This is a genomic window from Achromobacter pestifer (assembly GCF_013267355.1).
Classification (GTDB): Bacteria; Pseudomonadota; Gammaproteobacteria; order Burkholderiales; family Burkholderiaceae_B; genus Achromobacter; species Achromobacter pestifer_A.
Window position 1 is genome coordinate 1,012,607 of the sequence record NZ_CP053985.1, and the last position, 20,079, is coordinate 1,032,685.

Annotated in this window: 18 protein-coding genes; 5 read left to right on the forward strand and 13 right to left on the reverse strand. The window is 67.2% G+C overall.

Annotated elements, in window-relative coordinates; translation table 11 throughout:
* Window positions 1-22 precede the first annotated feature (22 nt).
* The 10 genes from FOC84_RS05095 to FOC84_RS05140 all read right to left on the reverse strand — a co-directional run bounded on the left by FOC84_RS05095 (window position 23) and on the right by FOC84_RS05140 (window position 10,361).
* Window positions 23-694, reverse strand: a complete 672-nt coding sequence (locus FOC84_RS05095) for a 3-oxoacid CoA-transferase subunit B (protein WP_173143461.1) — start codon at window positions 692-694, stop codon at window positions 23-25.
* Complete coding sequence (locus FOC84_RS05100; RefSeq protein ID WP_173143462.1) at window positions 684-1,376, reverse strand: 3-oxoacid CoA-transferase subunit A; 693 nt, start codon at window positions 1,374-1,376, stop codon at window positions 684-686. Before FOC84_RS05100 ends, FOC84_RS05095 begins: the two co-directional genes overlap by 11 nt.
* A gap of 37 nt (window positions 1,377-1,413) precedes the next feature.
* The gene (locus tag FOC84_RS05105) at window positions 1,414-2,586 is read right to left on the reverse strand and encodes a thiolase (protein ID WP_173149962.1); all 1,173 of its coding nucleotides are present in this window, start codon (window positions 2,584-2,586) and stop codon (window positions 1,414-1,416) included.
* On the reverse strand, window positions 2,586-2,990 hold the full coding sequence (locus FOC84_RS05110; RefSeq protein ID WP_173143463.1) for a Zn-ribbon domain-containing OB-fold protein: 405 nt from the start codon (window positions 2,988-2,990) through the stop codon (window positions 2,586-2,588). The genes FOC84_RS05105 and FOC84_RS05110 overlap by 1 nt, the downstream gene beginning before the upstream one ends.
* Before the next feature lie 44 nt (window positions 2,991-3,034).
* The gene (locus FOC84_RS05115) at window positions 3,035-5,122 is read right to left on the reverse strand and encodes a 3-hydroxyacyl-CoA dehydrogenase NAD-binding domain-containing protein (RefSeq protein ID WP_173143464.1); all 2,088 of its coding nucleotides are present in this window, start codon (window positions 5,120-5,122) and stop codon (window positions 3,035-3,037) included.
* Window positions 5,123-5,129: 7 nt separating this feature from the next.
* Window positions 5,130-5,342, reverse strand: coding sequence for an acetyl-CoA carboxylase biotin carboxyl carrier protein subunit (locus FOC84_RS05120; RefSeq protein WP_173143465.1), 213 nt, complete (start codon window positions 5,340-5,342; stop codon window positions 5,130-5,132).
* A gap of 15 nt (window positions 5,343-5,357) precedes the next feature.
* The gene (locus FOC84_RS05125) at window positions 5,358-6,722 is read right to left on the reverse strand and encodes an acetyl-CoA carboxylase biotin carboxylase subunit (protein ID WP_173143466.1); all 1,365 of its coding nucleotides are present in this window, start codon (window positions 6,720-6,722) and stop codon (window positions 5,358-5,360) included.
* Window positions 6,723-6,742: 20 nt separating this feature from the next.
* Complete coding sequence (locus tag FOC84_RS05130; protein ID WP_173143467.1) at window positions 6,743-8,290, reverse strand: acyl-CoA carboxylase subunit beta; 1,548 nt, start codon at window positions 8,288-8,290, stop codon at window positions 6,743-6,745.
* 47 nt (window positions 8,291-8,337) lie between these two features.
* Window positions 8,338-9,318, reverse strand: coding sequence for a Bug family tripartite tricarboxylate transporter substrate binding protein (locus FOC84_RS05135; RefSeq protein ID WP_173143468.1), 981 nt, complete (start codon window positions 9,316-9,318; stop codon window positions 8,338-8,340).
* A gap of 74 nt (window positions 9,319-9,392) precedes the next feature.
* Window positions 9,393-10,361 (reverse strand): tripartite tricarboxylate transporter substrate binding protein, encoded by a 969-nt coding sequence (locus FOC84_RS05140; protein WP_173143469.1) that lies wholly within the window; start codon window positions 10,359-10,361, stop codon window positions 9,393-9,395.
* 172 nt (window positions 10,362-10,533) lie between these two features.
* Between FOC84_RS05140 and FOC84_RS05145 the strand changes: the two genes are divergently transcribed.
* From FOC84_RS05145 to FOC84_RS05165, 5 genes are all read left to right on the forward strand, one after another.
* On the forward strand, window positions 10,534-11,988 hold the full coding sequence (locus FOC84_RS05145) for an aldehyde dehydrogenase (RefSeq protein ID WP_173143470.1): 1,455 nt from the start codon (window positions 10,534-10,536) through the stop codon (window positions 11,986-11,988).
* Between the two features lie 76 nt (window positions 11,989-12,064).
* Entirely contained in the window at window positions 12,065-12,961 is an 897-nt protein-coding gene (locus tag FOC84_RS05150) for an NAD(P)-dependent oxidoreductase (RefSeq protein ID WP_173143471.1), read from the forward strand.
* 18 nt (window positions 12,962-12,979) lie between these two features.
* A complete protein-coding gene (locus FOC84_RS05155; protein ID WP_173143472.1) occupies window positions 12,980-13,696 on the forward strand; it encodes an IclR family transcriptional regulator in 717 nt (238 codons plus the stop codon).
* Between the two features lie 43 nt (window positions 13,697-13,739).
* Window positions 13,740-15,884 (forward strand): phosphocholine-specific phospholipase C, encoded by a 2,145-nt coding sequence (locus tag FOC84_RS05160; protein ID WP_173143473.1) that lies wholly within the window; start codon window positions 13,740-13,742, stop codon window positions 15,882-15,884.
* Window positions 15,881-16,279: an ASCH domain-containing protein gene (locus FOC84_RS05165; protein ID WP_254241911.1), complete on the forward strand. Its 399-nt coding sequence runs from the start codon at window positions 15,881-15,883 to the stop codon at window positions 16,277-16,279. The genes FOC84_RS05160 and FOC84_RS05165 overlap by 4 nt, the downstream gene beginning before the upstream one ends.
* A 49-nt stretch (window positions 16,280-16,328) precedes the next feature.
* Here FOC84_RS05165 and FOC84_RS05170 read toward each other — a convergent pair whose 3' ends face one another.
* The 3 genes from FOC84_RS05170 to FOC84_RS05180 are packed head-to-tail and all read right to left on the reverse strand — an operon-like array spanning window position 16,329 to window position 19,959.
* Window positions 16,329-17,081 carry an ABC transporter ATP-binding protein gene (locus FOC84_RS05170; RefSeq protein WP_173143475.1) on the reverse strand — a complete coding sequence of 251 codons (753 nt, stop codon included), beginning with the start codon at window positions 17,079-17,081 and terminating at the stop codon, window positions 16,329-16,331.
* Entirely contained in the window at window positions 17,081-18,916 is a 1,836-nt protein-coding gene (locus tag FOC84_RS05175) for a branched-chain amino acid ABC transporter ATP-binding protein/permease (RefSeq protein WP_173143476.1), read from the reverse strand. Before FOC84_RS05175 ends, FOC84_RS05170 begins: the two co-directional genes overlap by 1 nt.
* Window positions 18,917-18,921: 5 nt before the next feature.
* Complete coding sequence (locus tag FOC84_RS05180; RefSeq protein WP_173143477.1) at window positions 18,922-19,959, reverse strand: branched-chain amino acid ABC transporter permease; 1,038 nt, start codon at window positions 19,957-19,959, stop codon at window positions 18,922-18,924.
* Between the last annotated feature and the right edge of the window lie 120 nt (window positions 19,960-20,079).

A 20,079-nucleotide genomic window follows, 5' to 3' on the forward strand; every position in this document is an offset into this window, starting at 1 on the left:
CGGGGAGAATCCGAAGAAATGCCTATCTGACCGTCAGCGCCCGGCAATCGGCGGCCAGCCTCAGCGGGCATCCGGTCAGCCCCTGCAAGATCTCGAAATCCAGGCCCGCCACCATCGCCCTCACCCACAGCCCGGCAGGCGAAACGTCGATGATCGCCAGATCGGAATAGATGCGATCCACGACGCCCGCGCCCGTCAACGGATAGGAGCATTCGCGCACTATCTTGGGATGGCCCTCCTTAGTCACGTGCTCCATGGTGATGTAGACCTGCCGGGCGCCTGCCACCAGGTCCATCGCGCCGCCCACGGCGGGTATCGTGCCCGGCGCGCCGGTGTCCCAGTTGGCCAGATCGCCCCGTTCCGACACCTGGAATGCGCCCAGCACCGTCAAATCCAGATGGCCGCCACGCATCATGGCGAACGACACCACGTGATCGGTGATGGACGCTCCCGGCAGCAGGGTGACAGGCTCCTTGCTGGCGTTGATCAGATCCAGGTCCAGCGGCGCCTCCGCGTCGCCCGGGCCCATGCCCACGATGCCGTTCTCGGTATGCAGGATCACGTCGCGGCCGGGCGGCAGAAACGCGGACACCAGCGTGGGAATGCCGATGCCCAGATTGACGTAGGCGCCATCCTCGATATCGGCCGCGACCAGCCCCGCGATCTGCTGCCGCGTGAGTTTTTCAAATGCCATGGCCTGCTCCTGTCCGCACCACCCGCTTGACGAAGATGCCCGGCGTCATGACGTGCTCGGGCGCGATGCCGCCCAGGTCCACGATGTCGTCGACCTGCGCCACCGTGGTGGTGGCGGCCATGCACATGACCGGGGAAAAATTGCGGCCCGCGTAGCGGTACGTCAGGTTGCCCCAACGGTCCCCGACGCGGGCCTTGACGAAGGCGTAGTCCCCTTTCAAAGGCGCTTCCAGCACATAGCCCACGCCATCTATGACGCGCGTCTCCTTGCCGGCCGCCAGTGGCGTGCCGTAGGCGGTGGGCGTGAAGAACGGTCCCAGCCCGGCGCCTGCGGCGCGCATGCGCTCGGCCATGGTGCCCTGGGGTACGCACTCCAGCTCGATCCTGCCGGCGCGGTAGGCGTCCGCGAAGGCCGCCGCATTCGGATTCTTGCGGTCGGACGAACGCGCGAAGGAACAGATCATCTTGCGCACGCGTCCCGCTTCCACCAGCTGGCTCAGGCCCCGCGGGCCATTGCCGGCATTGTTGTTGACGATGGTGAGGTCACGCGCGCCCTGATCCAGCAGCGCGCACACCAGCTCCGTCGGCACGCCCGAGGCGCCGAAGCCGCCGATCAGGATCACCGCGCCATCCGGCACGCCCGCCACCGCGGCCTCCAGCGTATCGACTGTCTTGTCCAGCATGGGCTCTTTCTCCCTGGCTATGATGAAGGCGGCCCGCTCAACGCGTGGCCGAGCCGCCCAGGATGGCGGTCGATTGGCTGGACAACGTGCCGCCGTTGCCATGCACCAGCGCAATATCGGCCCCGGGAACCTGGCGCGCTCCCGCCTGGGCGCGCAGCTGGCGCACGGCTTCGATCACCAGGAAGATGCCGTACATGCCAGGATGCACGCAGGACAGCCCGCCGCCATTGGTATTGACGGGGAACCGCCCGCCAGGGGCAATGCCGCCTCCCTGCACGAAGGCGCCAGCCTCGCCTTTCTTGCAAAAGCCCAGGTCTTCCAGGAACAGCAGCGTATTGATGGTGAAGGCGTCATAGAGTTCGGCCACGTCCACGTCGGCGATGCCCAGGCCTGCCATGGCCAATGCCCGCTTGCCCGATTCCGCCGCGGCGGTGACGGTCAGGTCCTCCATGGACGAGATCTGCCGGTTCCAGACAGCCGTGGCGCTGCCCAGCACGTAGACGGGCGCCTGCTTCAGATGACGGGCGCGATCGGCGCGCACCATCACATACGCGCCGCCCCCGTCGCTTACCAGGCAGCAGTCGCGCACCGTCAAGGGGTCCGAGACCGGGCGCGACCGCAGCACGTCCTCGATCGACAGCGGTTCACGCATCGCGGCCTCGGGGTTCAGCCTGGCCCAGGCCCTGGCGGCCACGGCCACCTCGGCCAGTTGTTCCCGCGTGGTGCCGTACTGATGCATATGGCGGGCGGCGGCCAAGGCGTAGGACGTGACCGGCTGCATCGGCGAATACGGATACTCGAAAGGCTGCGGATCCAGCAAGGTCCGAGCCTTGACGCCTTCCTTGCGGCCGAAAACGGCCGTCTTCTGGGTACTGCCATAGCACACCAGCACCGCGTCGCACTGCCCCGAGGCCAGCGCCATCACGGACGGCAGCAAGTGCGACACAAAACTGGAACCGCCCAGCATCGTGGCTTCGATATAGCGCGGCCGCAGCCCCAGGTACTCCGCCACGGGCATGCTCCACATGGTGGCCGACGAACTGCATGTCGCCAGGCCGTCGATATCCCGCATCGACAGGCCCGCATCGGCCACCGCCCGGGCCGCCGCCTGCGCCAGCACCTCCATCTCGGTGTAGCCATGGGCTTCGCCCAGGCCAGCATGCCCCACCCCGGCGATCGCGATCTGGCCGCGCAACGACTCCAGCGTCATCATGCGTCCTCCGCGGGCGTGAACACCAGCACCGCCGCCTGGCCGTCGTCGCGCCGTACCCGCGCACGCACCGGCAAGCCGATGCGCAGACGGTCCAGCGCGATATCGTCGACCCGGCTCATCAAGCGCACGCCTTCCTCCAGATCGATCAGCGCCACGTTGTAGTCGCCGCCGGCCTCCGGCTTGCGGCGCACGACGCTGTAGGAATAGACCGTGCCCGTGCCGGCCGGCGAGGTCCACTCCAGTTCGGTCGCGCCGCAGTGCACGCACAGGACGCGGGGAAAAAACTGGTGCGCGCCGCAGGAAGCGCAGTGCTGGATCTGGAACCGGCCTTGCGCCAGGCTGGAAAGATACTGTTCTTGCGGGCCGCGAGCCGCGACGCCGTCGTTCTGTTCGTTAACCATGCGTGTCTCCATTCTTCTTTGTTAGCGGCGCTGCGCCGCTTTCATCACAAATCCGCGAAGGATCGCCCCTCGGCCGCCAACCGCTCCAATAACGGAGCCGGCCGCCACAGTTCGCCGTGCTGCTCGTGGAAGCGTCGGATCGCGGCCAGCACGGCGGGCAGACCCTGCTGATCCGCATAGAACAAGGGACCGCCCCGGTGCGCCGGGAAGCCATAGCCATGGACGTAAATCACATCGATGTCCGACGCTCTTGCGGCGATGCCTTCGTCCAGGATGCGCGCCGCCTCGTTGACGAGCGCGTACACCGTGCGCTGCACGATCTCATCATCCGAGACCTCCCGCCGGCTGATGCCGTCCTGCCGCGCGCAAGCCTCGATGAGCGCCTGCACGGCGGGATCCTCCAGCGGCTCCCGGCTGCCAGGTTCATAGCGGTAAAACCCGCTACCCGTCTTCTGGCCAAAACGCCCTTGTTCGCACAGGCGGTCGGCCACGCGCGAGTAGCGCAGATGCGCGGGCCGCGTGGGCGCCATGCGCTTGCGGAACGCCCAACTGATATCCAGGCCGGCCATGTCCGCCATGCGCAAGGGCCCCATCGCCAGGCCGAAGCGCTGCAAGGCGCCGTCAACCTGCGATGGCGACGCGCCTTCTTCCAACAGGAAATGCGCCTCCCGCGTATAGGGGCTGACCATCCGGTTGCCGACGAAGCCATCGCAGACACCCACCAGCACGGGCAGCTTGCCCATCTTGCGCGCCAGGCGAAACACCGTGGCGACCACCGCGCCATCGGTCGCGCGCCCCTGCACCACCTCCAGCAACCGCATGACGTGGGCGGGGCTGAAGAAATGGGTTCCCAGCACCTGCGCGGGACGGCTGGTGTATCCGGCGATCTCGTCGATATCCAGCCGCGACGTGTTCGACGCGAGTATGGCGCCTGGCTTGCAGACGCCATCCAGCACGGTGAAAATCTGGCGCTTGACGTTCATGTCCTCGAACGCGGCTTCGATCACCAGGTCGGCGTCGCGCAGCGCCGCCATGTCCAGGCTGGGGCGTATGCGCGCCAGGCGCTCTTGCGCCTGCACGCCCGACAGTGTCCCCTTGGCCACGGTTGCCGCATAGTGCTTCCCGATTGCCGACCACCCCCGCTCCAACGCCTGCGCATCGCGTTCGACCAGCACTACGTCCACAGCGGCATTGGCCAGGCTCATCGCGATGCCGCCGCCCATCGTGCCGGCACCCACCACGCCCACCGTGGCGATGCCGCCGCCGGCCTGCCAGTCCGCAGGCAGCCTGAGGGCGGCCCTTTCCGCGAAGAACAGGTGGCGCTGCGCCTTGGACTGGCTGCCGTTGACCAGTTCCAGGAAGCGATCGCGCTCGAAGGCCAGCCCGTCTGACAGCAGCGAGCCTTCCGCGTATTCCACGCAGGCCACGCAAGCAAGCGGCGCCACGCAGCCGCGGTAACGGCGGGCAGCCTGCGCGCGCGCGCGGTCGTAGACCCCTGAGTCCAACGGCGCCTGCACCCTGCGTGCGCCAACGTTGCGATCAGCCAGCGGCGCGTCGGCGACCGCCAGCGCATAGGCGGCAGCGCGTGGCAACAGCGCGTCTCCGTAGATCTCGTCGACCAGTCCCCATTCCCTTGCCGTGGCCGCATCGACCGGGTCGCCCTGCGCGATCATGGTCAACGCCCGCTCGACGCCAACGATTCTCGGAAGCCTTTGCGTGCCCCCCGCCCCGGGCAGCACGCCCAGCTTCACTTCAGGCAGACCCAGCGACGCCCCTTCCAGGGCCACGCGATAGTGGCAGCCCAGCGCCAGTTCCAACCCTCCTCCCAGGGCGGCGCCGTGCATTGCCGCCACGACCGGCTTGGTTGCGCCCTCCAGCAATGCGATGACTGAGCGCAGCGTCGGTTCGCGCGTGGACATGGGCGTATTGAACTCGCGGATCTCGGCGCCGCAGCAGAAGAATCCACCGTCTCCCGCCAGCACCAGCGCGCGCACGCTGGCATCCGCCAGCGCGGCTTCGATCGCCGCATGCAATTGCGTCCGCAGCTCCGCACCCAGGCTGTTGACCGGTGGATTGCGCAGCAGCAACACCGCCACGCGCCCCGATTCCATCCGTTCGGTATGGATCAGCATGGCCATCTCATTCCAGTTCCACGACGATCTGGCCTTCTTCCACTTCGTCGCCTTCCGCCACCAGCACCCGCGCAACCGTACCCGCGCGCTCGGCCTCGACGGGGATCTCCATCTTCATCGATTCCACCTTGGCGACGCTGTCGCCGGCCTCGACGCGCTGGCCCGGCCGAACGGTTACGGCGACCACACGGCCGACTACGGGGGTTTCCACTTTGAACATCGTCATCTCCTTGATTTATGCGGCGTTCGCGGTCGCGCGCGCTTCTTCGAGCATGCGTGCCACCATCCCGGTGGAGACGCGGCCCGCACGGAACTCAGGGTCGTCCAGCAGACGCAGGACGAAGGGAATGTTGGTCTTGACGCCCGCCACGCGGAACTGAGCCAAGGCGGCCTTCAACAGGTCCAGCGCCTGCCCGCGGGTCCGCGCGCTGGCGATGACCTTGGCCAGCATGGGGTCGTAGTGACTGGAAACGCGGCATCCGGCCGCGTAGCCCGTTTCGATGCGCACCCCCGCCATGGCAGGCGGAGCAAACTCCTGCAGCACGCCCGGCGACGGCAGGAAGCGCACCGGATCCTCCGCATAGACCCGCGCCTCGATGGCGTGGCCGCTCAAGGGCGGCACCAGCGGCAACACATCGGCCATGCGCTCGCCTGCGGCCAGACGCAGCTGCGCCGCGACGATATCCACGCCCGTCACCGACTCGGTCACCGCGTGCTCCACCTGCAGGCGGGTATTGATCTCCAGGAACGAGAAGCCGGTTTCGGGCGTGTACAGCATTTCGACCGTGCCGATCACGTCGTAGCCCATGCCGGACAACATGGCCTCCAGCCGTGCGGCCATGTCTTGCAGCGCGGCGCGTTCCAGGCCTGGAGCAGGCGCCTCTTCGAGCACCTTCTGATGGCGGCGCTGGGTCGAGCAATCGCGTTCGTACAGGCAGCGCAGTTGTCCATGGCGGTCGGCCAGGAACTGGAACTCGACGTGGCGCGGATCGCGCAGCAACTTTTCCAGGTACAGGTCCGAACCGCCGAAGCTACGCTCGGCGATCAGCCGCGCCCGGCCCCATTCGGTGTCCACATCCTGCGGGCCGGCCAAGGGAATCATGCCGATGCCGCCCCCGCCCGTTGCGGGTTTGATCAGCACCGGATAGCCCAGGGTTCCGGCAGCCTGCCGCACGGCCTCCAGATCGCATCCCAGCACGGCGCTGCTGGGCGCCATGGGCATGCCCAGCGCCCGCATCGCGTCGCGCGCCTGGGTTTTGTGCCCCAGCATGCGGATCCAGCGCGGGGACGGACCGACAAAGACCATGCCCGCCTGCTCCACCGCTTCAGCGAAGTCCGCGTTCTCGGAAAGAAAGCCATAGCCGGGATGCAAGGCGTCGGCGCCGGACTCACGCGCCACCCGCAGCAGCGCGTCGCGGTTCAGGTAGCTCTGCGCCGCCGGCGCCGGGCCGATGGGCAGCGCGACATCGGCCTCGCTCAGGTAAGGCAAATCCCGGTCCGCCTCGGAATAGACCGCCACGGATTCGATGCCGAGCGCGCGCAGCGCCCGGATGACGCGGCGGGCGACAGCCCCCCGGTTGGCAACAAGCACTCGCTTCATGAGAGGCTCCATGTGGCGGATCAAGGCCGGTAGCCGAAGGCGCGCGGGCCGGCTTCGCGCAAGGGCGCCACCAACTCCACGAACTCCTCCAGCGCGTTGCGCGTGGCGGCCGGGTCGATGATGTCCTCCACCACGAAAGCCTCGGCGCTGCGGAACGGCGAGGTCAGGCCGCGTACCCGCGCCTCGATCTCCCGCATCTTGGCCTCAGGGTCCGCCGCGGCCTCGATCTCGGCCTTGTAGGCGACCTCCAATCCACCTTCGACCGGCAACGACCCCCATTGCGCGGACGGCCAGGCATAGCGGAAATTGAATCGTCCCGCGCTCTGGTGGCCGCCAGCCGCCACGCCGAACGCCTTGCGTACGATGATCGAGCACCATGGCACGGTGGACTGCGCCACCGCGCTCAGCGCGCGCACGCCATAGCGCATGGCGCCGGCCTTCTCGGCGTTCAGGCCGATCTGGAAGCCCGGCACATCCACGAGATTGACGACCGGCAGATGAAAGGTCTCGGCCAGGTCCAGCAGCCGGGTGAATTTCTCGGCGGAAGGGCCGTCCCAGCCCCCGCCATAGTGGTAGGGATCGCTGGCGAAGACCGCCACCGGCCAACCGTCGATGCGCGCCAGGCCCGTGATCATCGCGCGCCCCCAGCGGCGGCCGATCTCCATGAATGAGCCTTCGTCCACCAGCGCATCCACGATGGGCCGCATCTTGTACACGGCGCGCGCGTCGGCGGGAATGGCGCTGCGCAGCCAGTCCTGCTCGCCGCGAGGGCGCCCCCCGCCCTCGGCGCGCGGCGGCAGTTCATGCACGGATCGGGGCAAGTAGGACAGGAAGCGCCGCGCCATCGCAAAAGCAGCTTCTTCCGAGTCGGCCTCGTCATCCACCACGCCATTGCGGGTGTGGATGTCGCTGCCGCCCAGTTCATTCTTGTCCAGCGTCTGACCGATACGTGCCACCACGGGAGGCCCCGCGATGAACAACTGCGAGGTCTCGCGCACCATGACGGAATAATGGCTTGCCGCTACGCGCGCGGCGCCCAGACCGGCCACCGAGCCCAGCGCCAGCGACACGACTGGAACCGTGGCCAGGTTTTGAGTCATCAGAGGCCACATGCGCAGCTTGGGCAGCAAGGCGTGGCCTTTGATCTCGATGTTGCGCACCGATCCGCCGCCGCCGGTGCCATCCACCAGCCGCAGCAACGGCAGGCGCAGATCCTGCGCCATGCGCTCGGCCTCCACCAGCTTGTCGCCGACCGCGCCGTCATTGGCGCCACCGCGCACGGTGAAATCATCGGCGCACACCACGACCGGCCGTCCTTGCACCTTGGCGCGGCCGATCAGAAGATTCGACGGCGTCAGGTCCGTCAACTGACCCTGATCGTCATATTCCCCGCTGCCGGCCAGCGCGCCGACCTCGCGAAACGATTCGGCATCGACCATCTTCTGGATACGCTCACGCACCGGCAGCTTGCCGCCCTCCCGATGCCGGCGCACTTTCGCCTCGCCGCCCATGCGCGCCGCCAACTCCTTGCGCAGCGCCAATTCCCGCAGTTCTTTTTCCCAGGACACCGTATGCTCCCTCCTGCCTGTTGCCGAACCGGCCCATTGCCGCCGGCTCAATCGATCTTGATATTGGCGCGCTTGATGAGCGCTTCGTTCTGCTTGAGTTCATCGGCGATCTTCTGCCGGAAGGCTTGCGGCGATTGCGTCAAGGGATTGCCCTGAGGCGCCAGGCGCGCACGCACGGCGGGGTCCTGGACTGCCAGGGCAATTTCCTTGTTCAGCCGTTCGACCACCTCGGGCGGGGTGCCGGCCGGGGAAAAAATGCCAACCCAGAAGGAAATGTCGAAGCCCGGATAGCCCAGTTCCGCCACTGCGGGAACCTCGGGCAGGTCATGCCAGCGCTGCGCCGTGGACACAGCAAGCGCCTTCAGCTTGCCCGCCTTGATCAGCGGCACGCCGGACAAGGTGTCGAAGCCGAAATCCACCTCCTTGGACATCAACCCCGCCTCCATCGGCGCCGCGCCCCGGTACGGCACATGCAGCATCTGCGTGTCTGACATGGTCGCCAGCTGCGCGCCAGCCAGGTGCATCAGGTTGCCGTTGCCAGCCGAACCGTAGCTGACGGTGTTGGGATTGCGGCGCGCCAGGTCCACCAGCGATTTGACGTCGACCACGCCGGCCAGGCGCGGATTTTCCACATTGATCGTCAGGATGAAGGGCACCGAAACCACGGTGGTCACCGGCGCGAAGTCCTTCAACGGGTCGTACTGCATATCCTTGTAGAGCAAGGGATTGACCGTAATGGAACTGGAGTTGCTGACCAGGATGGTGTAGCCGTCAGGCTTGGCCTGCGCCACGGCGCGGGCGGCGATCATGCCATTGGCCCCGGTCTTGTTCTCCACCACGAACGTTTGCCCCATGCGGGCGGAAAGTGCCTCGCCCATGATGCGCGCCACGGTGTCGATGGTGCTGCCGGGGCTAAAGCCCACCACGAATTTCACCGGCGCATTGGGATAGTCGGCGGCGCTTGCCGTCAAGGGGGCAAGCGCCAGCAAGGCGAACGAACTTGCCGAGAGCCATTTCGAAACCTGCATGATGTGTCTCCTCCTTTGTTGTCGGATTCCGCGCCGCGCGCTACATGGACGTGCGGCTGCGGACCTGCTCGCCATTACTGCGCGGCGACGGCGCCGGAAGCCTTGACGGCCTGGCCCCACTTCTCCTGCTCTTGCGCCATGAAGGCCGCGAAGGCCTGCGGCGTGCTGTTGACCACCTCTCCGCCCAGGCCTTCGATGCGCGCCTGCATCTCGGGCGTCGCCACGATCTTCGATACGTCCTGATAGATGCGCTGCGCTTGCGGGGCAGGCAGCGACGCTGGCGCAAGCAGGCCGAACCAGGTGGCGGCCTCGAAGCCCGGCATGCCCGCCTCTGCGAAGGTCGGCACATCCCGCAGCGCCTGCACCCGCTTGCCGTTGGCCACCGCCAGCGCGCGCAACTTGCCGGATTGGATCAGCGGCAGGGCCGAGGTGATGGTGGCCAGCATCATCTGGACCTGGCCGCCAGCCAGGTCGGTGAAGGCCGGCGCGTCGCCCCGGTACGGCACATGCGTGATGGAGGAATGCGTGGCGATCTTGAACAGCTCGCCGCTCAGATGCTGGGCCGTGCCGTTGCCGGGCGAGGCGAAGTTGACCGAAGCGCCGTCCTGCTTGAGATAGGCCAGAAACTCCTGCAGATTCTTGGCGGGGATGGACGGGTTGACCACCAGCACCAGCGGCACCTTGGTCACCAGCGTGATCGGCGCAAAGTCCTTGACCGGGTCGTAGTTGAGCTTGGTGTAGAGATGGCCGCTGATCGTGTGCGCCGATGTGGTCATGAACAGTGTGTAGCCGTCACCCTGCGCGCGTGCCACCGCGCTGGCGCCGATCGTCGTGCCCGCGCCTGCACGGTTCTCGACGATGACGGTCTGCCCCCAGGACTGCGTGAGCTTTTCCGCCACCGCGCGCGCCACCACGTCGGTGGCGCCGCCTGCCGGATACGGCACGACCATGGTCACGGGTTTTGTCGGATAGGACGCGGCCTGTGCCGTGCCCGCAAAAAGCGCCGCGGCACAAGCCAGGGCGCGCAGCCAATTGCATTGCATTGTGATGTCTCCTCTTGTCTTTCGATTGACGGTGGGTATATTTTTATCGTTCCTCTAGACAGAACGCTTATTCTATTTTATATTTTTTCGGCCGGAGCATGTCAACGAATAAATGCTCGTCCGACGCCACGACCCCATTCGCGGCGCGCCATCAAGAGAGGAACTGAACTTCATGTCCGATACCCCGGAAACCCTGAAATCCATGCTGATCGGCGGGGAGTGGGCTACGCAAAGCGACCATGCTTTCGAGTCCGTCAACCCTGCCACCGGCACACGCAATTACCTCATCAGCGCGGCATCCGACGCGCAGGTCGACCAGGCTGTGGACGCGGCCTGGCAAGCCCAGCGGCGCCCGGCCTGGCGCGACATGCTGCCCCACCAGCGCGCGGCGATCCTGCGGCGCATCGCCGACGGCATGGACGCCAACGCACCCTTGCTGGCACGCCTGCAGATGATCGAGAACGGCAAGGTCTGGGCGGAATGCAAAGCCCAGGTCGCCAGCGCCGCGGCCACCTTCCGCTACTACGCGGGCGTCTGCGAAACGCTGGGAGCCGAAGTCACGCCGCCGCGCGGCAACTATCTGTCGATGACGCAATACGATCCGTATGGCGTGGTGGTGGCGATCACGCCGTGGAATTCACCGCTCACGATGGAAGCGCAAAAGGTCGCGCCCGCCCTGGCCGCCGGCAACGCCGTCATCCTCAAGCCGTCCGAGCTCACCTCGTCGCCGGCCCTGGAACTGGGCCGCATCGCACTGGAGGCCGGCCTGCCGCCGGGCATCCTCAACGTACTGACGGGCCTGGGTTCGACCGTGGGCCGCCGCCTGGTCGAACACCCCGGCGTGCGCATGGTGTCATTCACCGGCGGCACCGCCAGCGGCCGCGCCATCGCGCATGCCGCCGCCGAGAAGCTGATGCCGGTGGCGTTGGAACTTGGCGGAAAATCGCCACACATCGTGTTCGCGGACGCGGATCAGGACGCGGCGATAGACGGCGTCATCGGCGGCATCTTCGAAGGCAGCGGGCAGTCCTGCGTGGCGGGTTCGCGGCTCTACGTGCAGCGCAGCATCGCGGAGTCCTTCATCGCGAAGCTGGTGGCCCGCGCCAGCGCGCTGAAGCTTGACCTGCCCGACGCGGCAGGCGCGCAGATGGGACCGATCGCATCGTTCGGCCATCGCGGCAGGATCGAGAGCATGGTGGACACAGCCCGCCGCGCAGGCGCCCAGGTGCTGCTGGGCGGACAACGCCCCGACGACGCCGGGCTGCAGACGGGCGCGTTCTATCTGCCTACCGTGCTGGCGGGATTGGCGCGCGATGCGCATGTGGTGCGCGAGGAGATCTTCGGGCCGGTGCTATGCGCGCTGACATTCGAGGACGAAGACGATCTGGTCGATCAAGCCAACGACAGCGCCTACGGCCTGGCTTCCGGCATCTGGACAGCGGACTACCGCCGCGCCTGGCGCATCGCCAAGCGCCTGGAAGCAGGCAGCGTGTGGATCAACACCTACAAGCAGCTTTCGATCTCGACGCCTTTCGGCGGCTTTAAGCAAAGCGGCATCGGCCGCGAAAAAGGCGTGAGCGGCCTGCGGCTGTACCAGCAATCCAAAGGCATCTACTTCGGCATGTAGCCACAGCCGCCCTTTTCCTCATCGAACCCGGCCGCGCCAGCGGCCTCCCCTGCTTCTTCTATCGGAGACTTTCCAAATGGCTGAATTTCAACGCGCCGGCTTCATTGGCCTGGGCGTCATGGGCGAACCCATCTGCCGCAACCTGGCCGTCAAAGGCGGACTGCCGGTGCTGGGCTGCGACAACGATCCAGCCCCTCTGCGCCGTCTGGCCTCCCACGGCGTGACCGAGGCGACCGCCGCGCAGATCATGCAGGATTGCGACGTGGTGTTTCTGTCGCTACCGTCCGGCGAAGTCGTGGCGCAGTTGGCACGTGCCGCAGGTGGGCTGCTGGCCGGCGCGCGCGCCGGCCAGTTCATCGTCGATCTGAGCACCTCGCCGGTGGACGTGACGCGCGAACTGGCGCGGGAGTTCGCGGCCAAGGGCGCGACCTTCATCGACGCCCCCGTCGCCCGCACGCGCGCGGCGGCGGAAGCCGGCACGCTCTCGGTCATGATCGGCGGCGACGCCGCCGCCTTCGCCCGCATCAAGCCGCTGGTCTCGACCTTCGCCAACGAAATCACGCACTGCGGCCCGGTCGGCAGCGGCCAGGTCGTGAAGATCCTGAACAACATGGTGCTGTTCGAGACCGTGGTGGCCCTGTCCGAAGCCCGCGCCATCGCGCGCCGTTCGGGCGTCGATCCGCAGGTCCTGCTGGAGACTTTCACGCGTGGATCGGCCGATAGCTTCGCGTTGCGCAACCACGGCTTAAAGGCTATTCTGCCCGCAGACTTTCCCGAAAAAGCCTTTCCCGTGGACTATGCCCGCAAGGACTTGCGCTATGCGCTGGCGCTGGCGGATCAAACCGGCATACGGGCGCTAGGCGCGCGCAACGTGGACCTCTGGTTCGACGCCGCGCTCGCCCAGGGACACGGCAACCGCTATTTTCCGATCATCAGCCAGGTCATCGATGCGGAGTCGGGAACCACCTCCTAATCACTCCCCTGCCATCCAATGAGTCGTACCCCTACTCAGGACAATTCCACCGACGGCGTCGCCGCCGTCGAACGCGCCCTGACCATCGTCGGGGCCATCGCGCAACGCACCGATCCCATCACGCTTGCCGACCTTTCCCGAGCCACGGGCTTCTACAAGAGCACGCTCTTGCGGCTCATTGCCTCGCTTGAAAAAGCGGCCCTGGTCGTGCGCCGCGCCGATGGCCGCTATGCCCTGGGTCCGTACGCGCATCATCTCGGCCGCGCCTATGAGGCCACCTACCGCCTGACCGAGACCATCCTGCCGCTGCTGCAGGCGCTGGTGGACAAAGGCACCGAGAGCGCCTCGTTCCACGCCTATCACGACGCGCAATCCCGCGTCTGCCTGTTGCGAGTGGATTCGCACCACTCCACGCTGGACCGCATACGCGTGGGAGACCTGCTGCCGCTGAGCAAAGGCGCCGCGGGCCGGCTGATCACGGCCTATCTTGTCGACCAGCAGGCGCCCGCGCAGGCAGGCCTGGTGCTGACGTCCATGGGAGAACGCGACCCCAATTGCGCGGCCGTGGCCAGTCCGGTGTTCGGCCCCGATGGCGACATCTGCGGAGCCATATCGCTGTCCGGTCCGAAGGAGCGCTTCTCACCCACGACCATCAAGAAAATGTCCAAATTGGCGCAAGAAGCCGCGGCATCCGCCACGCAATCCCTCGGCGGGCGCTGGCCGGCCGGCAGATAGCCGCCTGCATGCATCCCGGCCTTCCGGGACAAAAGGAATAGCGATGCGCAACAGACGCGATTTTCTGCGCGCAGGCGCGACACTCGCCGGCGCCACCAGCGCCCTGGCCTTGTTGCCCGCCTCCATCCGCCGCGCGCTCGCGATTCCCGCGGCGCGGCGCACGGGCACGATCCGTGACGTCGAGCACATCGTGATCTTCATGCAGGAGAACCGCTCGTTCGACCACTACTTCGGCGCGTTGGCCGGCGTGCGCGGGTTTGGCGACCGCTTCCCGATACCCGTGCCGGACAGCCCGGATGCGCGCCATCGCAGCGTCTGGGCGCAATACAACGACAAGCCCGATGAAGGCGCGCCCCGCACGGTGCTGCCCTTCCATCTGAATACGCGCGAAGCCTTCGAGACCATGCGCGTGGCCAGCACGCCGCACACCTGGTCCAATGCTCAGGACGCCTGGGACGCCGGCCGCATGGGCAACTGGCCGGCCGCCAAGAAGAACCATTCGATGGCGTACTTCACGGACGAGGACATGCCCTTCCAGTACGCCATGGCGCGCGCCTTCACGGTCTGCGACGCCTATCACTGCTCGTTCACCGGCGGCACCAACACCAACCGGCTGTTCGTGTGGACGGGCACCAACGACGGCCTGGGCCGCGGCAACGGCCCGGCCTTGGGCAATACCTACAACAAGCTCAAGGGCGGCGATCCGGCTCGCGCGTATACCTGGACGACTTATCCGGAACGCCTGGAAGCGGCCGGCGTCAGCTGGCGCATCTACCAGAACATGGCGGACAACTATTCGCTGAATCCCACCGCCGGGTTCAAGGCCTATCGCGACGCCTATCTTGGGGTGCCAGGATCGGCAGCCGCGCTGAAGGACAAGGCGCTGACTACCCGCGACCTGGATCTGCTGCGCCAGGACGTGCTGGACGGCACGCTGCCGCAGGTCTCGTGGATCTGCGCCACCAAGGCTGGCTCCGAGCATCCCAGCCCGTCCAGCCCGGCCCAGGGCGCCGACTACACCGCGCGGGTGCTGGATGCGCTGACGGCCAACCCCGAGGTCTGGAGCAAGACCGTCCTGCTGCTGATGTTCGACGAGAACGACGGTTTCTTCGATCACATGCCGCCGCCCGCGCCGCCCTCGCGCGATGCCTCGGGTGCGCTGGCCGGGGCGTCCACCGTGGATACGCGCGGCGAGTATCACGAGATCGTCGCCGGCGCGGAGAAAGACGACACTGCGGCCCACCTGCACGGCATCTACGGCCTGGGCCCGCGCGTGCCCATGTATGTGCTGTCGCCCTGGACCAAGGGCGGCTGGGTCAACTCGCAAGTGTTCGACCACACGTCCGTGCTGCGCTTCGTCGAGCAGCGCTTCGGCGTGGCCGAGCCCAATATCTCGCCCTGGCGCCGCGCCGTCTGTGGCGACCTGACCTCGATCTTCGATTTCGCCGCGCCGGACGGCACGGGCCTGCCCAGCGGCTTTCCGGCGACGGCCGAGCGCGCCGGACTGGCATCGGCGCTGCCGGGCACGGTCACGCCGTCCGCGCCGCTGCAGCCCGGACTGGCGCGGCAGCAGGCCGGCACGCGCCCATCGCGCCCCCTGCCCTATGCGCTGCAGGTCCACGCGCACGCGGATGCTGAAAGCGTCACGCTGCGTTTCGAGAACAGCGGAGCGGCGGGCGCGGTGCTGCACGTCTATGACCGGCTGCACCTGGAACGCGGCCCGCGCCGCTACACCGTGGAAGCCGGCAAGCAGCTGGAAGGCGCGTGGCAGACCCCCGCCGACGATGGCCGCTACGATCTGTGGGTGCTGGGCCCCAACGGCTTCCACCGCCATTGCACGGGCCGCGCCGGCCTGACGCCGCTGAAAGTCACGGCCGCCTATCAAGGGCCTGGCGCCTCGCTGCAACTGACGTTACACAACCCTGGCCCGCAGGCCCGCTCGTTCCGGGTCGAGGCCAACGCCTACGGCTATCCCCATGAGCCCGACATCACGCTCGCTCCCGGCGAGACGGTCAGCCTGTCCTGGGACATGGCCCGCAACGCCGGCTGGTATGACCTGACCGTGCTCGACAGCAGCGATCCAGCCTACACTCGCCGCCTGGCCGGACGCATCGAAGCCGGCGCCTCCTCCACTTCCGATCCCGCGATGGGACAGGAGCTGATACTGCAATGGACACCCCTGGCATGAAGCCGCCCGCCCCCTATCAAAACGCCGTGACCTTCCAGTTCGGCGACTCGCCCGAACTGGCCGATGAGTTGTTGGCGCTGGTGCTGGCCGGCACGAAAACCGCCACCTGCGGCGCGCTGCGTGATTTCAATGCGCGGGAACCCGTGCCCGCGGCCGGCCGGCGCGACGTGGTGTTGGACGGACAGGGCCGCCCGGCCTGCGTCATCGAGACGCTCAGCGTGCTGATTCAGCGCTTTGACCAGGTGGATGAAGCGTTCGCGCTGGCCGAAGGCGAAGGCCCGTACGAAGCATGGCGCGATGCGCACATCGCCTATTTCGACCGCAACGGCGGGTATGCGCCGGACATGATGCTGGCGTGCGAACGCTTCAGGGTAGTCGCAGTCTTCGAGCGATAAAAAAGGCCGGACGCCTTGCGGCGTCCGGCCCTCGTGCCCACGGGGTAGGTCAGCTTTGCTCGCCGCCCTTGCCCAGGCCCAGATAGCTTTCGATGACCTTGGGGTCGCCGGCCAGCTCGCGCGCCGGGCCGTGCAGGATGACTTCGCCGGTTTCCAGCACGTAGCCGTAATCGGCCACTTGCAGCGCCGCGCGCGCGTTCTGTTCGACCAGCAGGATCGCCACGCCGGTCTCGCGCAGGCGAGCGATGATGTGGAAGATCTCGCGCACGATGCGTGGCGCCAGGCCCAGGCTGGGCTCGTCGAGCATCAGCAGGTTGGGCTTGGCCATCAGCGCGCGGCCCACGGCCAGCATCTGGCGTTCGCCGCCCGACAGCGTACCGGCCTGCTGGGCGCGGCGCTCGCGCAGCCGCGGAAACAGGTCGAACACTTCGTTCAGCGTGTCGCGCCAGCCGCTTTCGCGGGCGCGATAGCGGCGAAAGCCGCCCAGCAGCAGGTTGTCTTCCACCGACATGGTGCCGAACAGTTCGCGGCGCTCGGGCACCAGCGACATGCCGGCCGCGACGCGGCGTTCGACCTGCCAGCCCGACACGTCGGTGCCGGCGTACTGCACGGTGCCGGCCGCGTGACCGGTCTGCGGCAACGAACCCATCATGGCGTTCAGCATGGTGGACTTGCCGGCGCCGTTGGCGCCGATCACCGTGACGATGCTGCCGGCGGGCACGGTGATCGAGGCGCCCACCAGCGCGCCCACCTTGCCGTAGCGGGCGGACAGGTTGCTGACTTCGAGTACGGGAGCGCTCATCACACGCCTCCTGCCGACACGGGCTTGGCCTGGTCCGCTTCGGGCAGGTCGTCATCGATGCCGCCCAGGTAGGCTTCCAGCACCGCCGGGTTCTTTTGCACGTCGGCCGGCACGCCTTCCGCCAGCTTGGTGCCGAAATCCATCACCACGAGGTGGTTGGTCAGACGCATCACAAAATCCATATCGTGTTCGACGAGCAGAATGCTCATGCCCTCGGCGCGCAATTGTTCCAGCACGCGCGCCAGGTCCTGCTTTTCCTTGTAGCGCAGGCCGGCGGCGGGTTCGTCCAGCAGCAGCAGCACCGGGTCGGCGGCCAGGGCGCGCGCGATTTCCAGGATGCGTTGCTGGCCCAGCGCCAGGTTGCCCGCCTGCTCGTACAGGTACTCGCCCAGGCCGACGCGCTTGATCTGTTCGGCGGCCTCGTGCAGCAGCTGCGCCTCGCGGGCGCGGTCCGAATGCAGGGCGCCCGCCAGCACGCCGACGTCCGAGCGCAGGTGCGCGCCCAGCGCCACGTTCTCCAGCACCGTCATGCCCGGCAGCAGCTGCACGTGCTGGAAGGTGCGGCCCACGCCCAGCTTGGCGATGTCGCGCGCCGAACGGCTGTCGATGCGCTGGCCCATGAAGGTGACCTGGCCCCGCGTCACCGGCAGCACGCCGCTGATCAGGTTGAAGGTCGTGCTCTTGCCGGCGCCGTTCGGGCCGATCAAGCCCATGATCTCGCCGGAGGCGACCTTGAAGGAGATGTCGTTGACGGCGACCAGGCCGCCGAACTCCTTGCGGATGGCGTCGACTTCGAGCACCACCTGGCCGGCTTGCGGACGCGCGCGCGTCGGCAGGGCCGGCGCCGGCGCGGGCGGCGCCATGTTGCGGCGCGAACCGTCGGCGCCGGTGATGCTGTCCCACCAGCCCGCCAGGATCGGCCACAGGCCGTTGCGGGCGTATTGCAACATCAGGATCAGCAGCACGCCGAAGACGATCATCTCGAAGTTGGCGTTGGTGTCCAGCAGCTTGGGCAAGAGATTCTGCAGCTGGTCCTTCAGCACCAGGATGACGCCGGAGCCCAGCAAGGCGCCCCAGACATACCCCGCGCCGCCGACCACCGCCATGAACAGGTATTCGATGCCGTAGTTGATGCCGAAAGGACTGGGGCTGACGGCGCGCTGCATGTGCGCGTAGAGCCAACCCGAGACGCAAGCCAGCAGCGCCGCCCAGACGAAGATCACGACCTTGTAGGCAGCGGTGTTCACGCCCATGGACTCAGCCATGCCGGCGCCGCTCTTGAGCGCGCGGATGGCGCGGCCGGGACGCGAGTTCAGCAGGTTGCGGGTGGCCCACAGCGCCAGCAGCACGAACACCCAGATCAGGTAGTAGATGTGGCGGCCGCTGGCCAGCGACATGCCGAAGATGCTGATGGGCTCGATGCCGGCGATGCCGTCGTGCTTGCCCAGCCAATCGATGTTGCCGAACAGGAAGTACAGCGACAGGCCCCACGCGATGGTGCCCAGCGGCAGATAGTGGCCCGACAGGCGCAGGGTGATGGCGCCCAGCAGGTAAGCCACGACGGCCGTCAGGATCAGCCCGGCAGGCAGCGCCAGCCAGGGCGAGACATCGTATTGCGTGGTCAGGAAGGCGGTGGTGTAGGCGCCCAGGCCCACGAACGCCGCCTGGCCGAACGAGGTCAGGCCGCCCACGCCGGTCAGCAGCACCAGGCCCAGCACCACCAGGCTGGCCAGCCCGATGTAATTGAGCTGCGTCACCCAGAATTCGGGCGTGGCCGACACCATCGGCAGGCCCGCCAGGACGACGAGGAAGAGGACGAGCAAAATGCGGTTCATGACGTTTACTCCTCTTCGTCCACGTGATGGGTGCTGAACGAACGCCAGACCAGAACCGGGATAATCAGGGTGAAGACAATCACTTCCTTGTAGGCGCTGGCCCAGAAGGACGAGAAGGATTCCAGCACGCCCACCAGCAGCGAGCCGGCGGCCGCAATCGGATAGCTGGCCAGGCCGCCAATGATGGCGCCGACGAAGCCCTTCAGGCCGATCAGGAAGCCGGTGTCGTAGTACACGGTGGTGATGGGCGCAATCAGCATGCCGGACATGGTGCCAATGGCGACGGCCAGCGTGAAGGTCAGGCTGCCGGACATGGTGGTGCTGATGCCGACCAGGCGGGCGCCGCGGCGGTTGACGGCGGTGGCGCGCAGCGCGCGGCCGTACAGCGTCTTGCCGAAGAACAGCCACAGGGCGATGATCAGGATGGCGCAGGTCGCCACCACGAACAAGCTCTGCGCCGACCAGGTCATGAAGCCCAGGTCGACCTGCCCGCTGACGAAGGCCGGGGTGCGCCAGCCTTCGGCGCCGAAAAACACCAGCGCCAAGCCGGTGAGCGCGAAGTGCACGGCCACGGAAACGATCAGCAGCACCAGCACGGTGGCTTCGGCCAGCGGCTGGTAGACGATGCGGTAGACCATGGGACCCATCGGGATCACCAGCAGCAGCGTCAGCAGCATGTTCAGCCACAGCGAATTGCCGGGCGCGGTGTAGGTCACGGTCAGCCAGAGCAGCGCCAGCGGCAGAACCACACAGGTCACGATGGCCTTGGGCAACGCGGCGGCGCTGCGGGTGCGCAGCGCGCGCAGCAGCTCAAGCGCCAGGCAGACCACGCCCAGCAGCGGCAGGAGATAGGCGGTGCCCGGCACCTTGCCGTCCACCAGCATGGCCAGGGTCAGGGCGCCGAACGCCACGAACTCGCCCTGGGGAATGAAAATGACGCGCGTAACGGCGAAAACCAGCACCAGAGCCATGCCCAGGAGGGCATAGATGGCGCCGTTGACGACACCGTCTTGCAGCAGGATCAGCGCAATTGTGGAATCCATCTAACAACCTTATTTATTCTGGTGTCCCGGCCGCACCCGGAACACTGATACGACACACCGGCCGGAGAGGCCGGTGCGAAGCATTGCTGGGGTGCCGCGCGGCGGGCGCCTGATCGGCGC

Bases quoted from the DNA above. Each gene is read 5' to 3' on its own strand.
- FOC84_RS05180 (WP_173143477.1), bottom strand. From the start codon at position 19,959: ATGGATTCCACAATTGCGCTGATCCTGCTGCAAGACGGTGTCGTCAAC.
- FOC84_RS05175 (WP_173143476.1), bottom strand. From the start codon at position 18,916: ATGAACCGCATTTTGCTCGTCCTCTTCCTCGTCGTCCTGGCGGGCCTG.
- FOC84_RS05155 (WP_173143472.1), top strand. From the start codon at position 12,980: ATGAGTCGTACCCCTACTCAGGACAATTCCACCGACGGCGTCGCCGCC.
- FOC84_RS05125 (WP_173143466.1), bottom strand. From the start codon at position 6,722: ATGAAGCGAGTGCTTGTTGCCAACCGGGGGGCTGTCGCCCGCCGCGTC.
- FOC84_RS05115 (WP_173143464.1), bottom strand. From the start codon at position 5,122: ATGCTGATCCATACCGAACGGATGGAATCGGGGCGCGTGGCGGTGTTG.
- FOC84_RS05110 (WP_173143463.1), bottom strand. From the start codon at position 2,990: ATGGTTAACGAACAGAACGACGGCGTCGCGGCTCGCGGCCCGCAAGAA.
- FOC84_RS05140 (WP_173143469.1), bottom strand. From the start codon at position 10,361: ATGCAATGCAATTGGCTGCGCGCCCTGGCTTGTGCCGCGGCGCTTTTT.
- FOC84_RS05100 (WP_173143462.1), bottom strand. From the start codon at position 1,376: ATGCTGGACAAGACAGTCGATACGCTGGAGGCCGCGGTGGCGGGCGTG.
- FOC84_RS05170 (WP_173143475.1), bottom strand. From the start codon at position 17,081: ATGAGCGCTCCCGTACTCGAAGTCAGCAACCTGTCCGCCCGCTACGGC.
- FOC84_RS05145 (WP_173143470.1), top strand. From the start codon at position 10,534: ATGTCCGATACCCCGGAAACCCTGAAATCCATGCTGATCGGCGGGGAG.
- FOC84_RS05160 (WP_173143473.1), top strand. From the start codon at position 13,740: ATGCGCAACAGACGCGATTTTCTGCGCGCAGGCGCGACACTCGCCGGC.
- FOC84_RS05120 (WP_173143465.1), bottom strand. From the start codon at position 5,342: ATGTTCAAAGTGGAAACCCCCGTAGTCGGCCGTGTGGTCGCCGTAACC.
- FOC84_RS05095 (WP_173143461.1), bottom strand. From the start codon at position 694: ATGGCATTTGAAAAACTCACGCGGCAGCAGATCGCGGGGCTGGTCGCG.
- FOC84_RS05105 (WP_173149962.1), bottom strand. From the start codon at position 2,586: ATGACGCTGGAGTCGTTGCGCGGCCAGATCGCGATCGCCGGGGTGGGG.
- FOC84_RS05165 (WP_254241911.1), top strand. From the start codon at position 15,881: ATGAAGCCGCCCGCCCCCTATCAAAACGCCGTGACCTTCCAGTTCGGC.
- FOC84_RS05150 (WP_173143471.1), top strand. From the start codon at position 12,065: ATGGCTGAATTTCAACGCGCCGGCTTCATTGGCCTGGGCGTCATGGGC.
- FOC84_RS05135 (WP_173143468.1), bottom strand. From the start codon at position 9,318: ATGCAGGTTTCGAAATGGCTCTCGGCAAGTTCGTTCGCCTTGCTGGCG.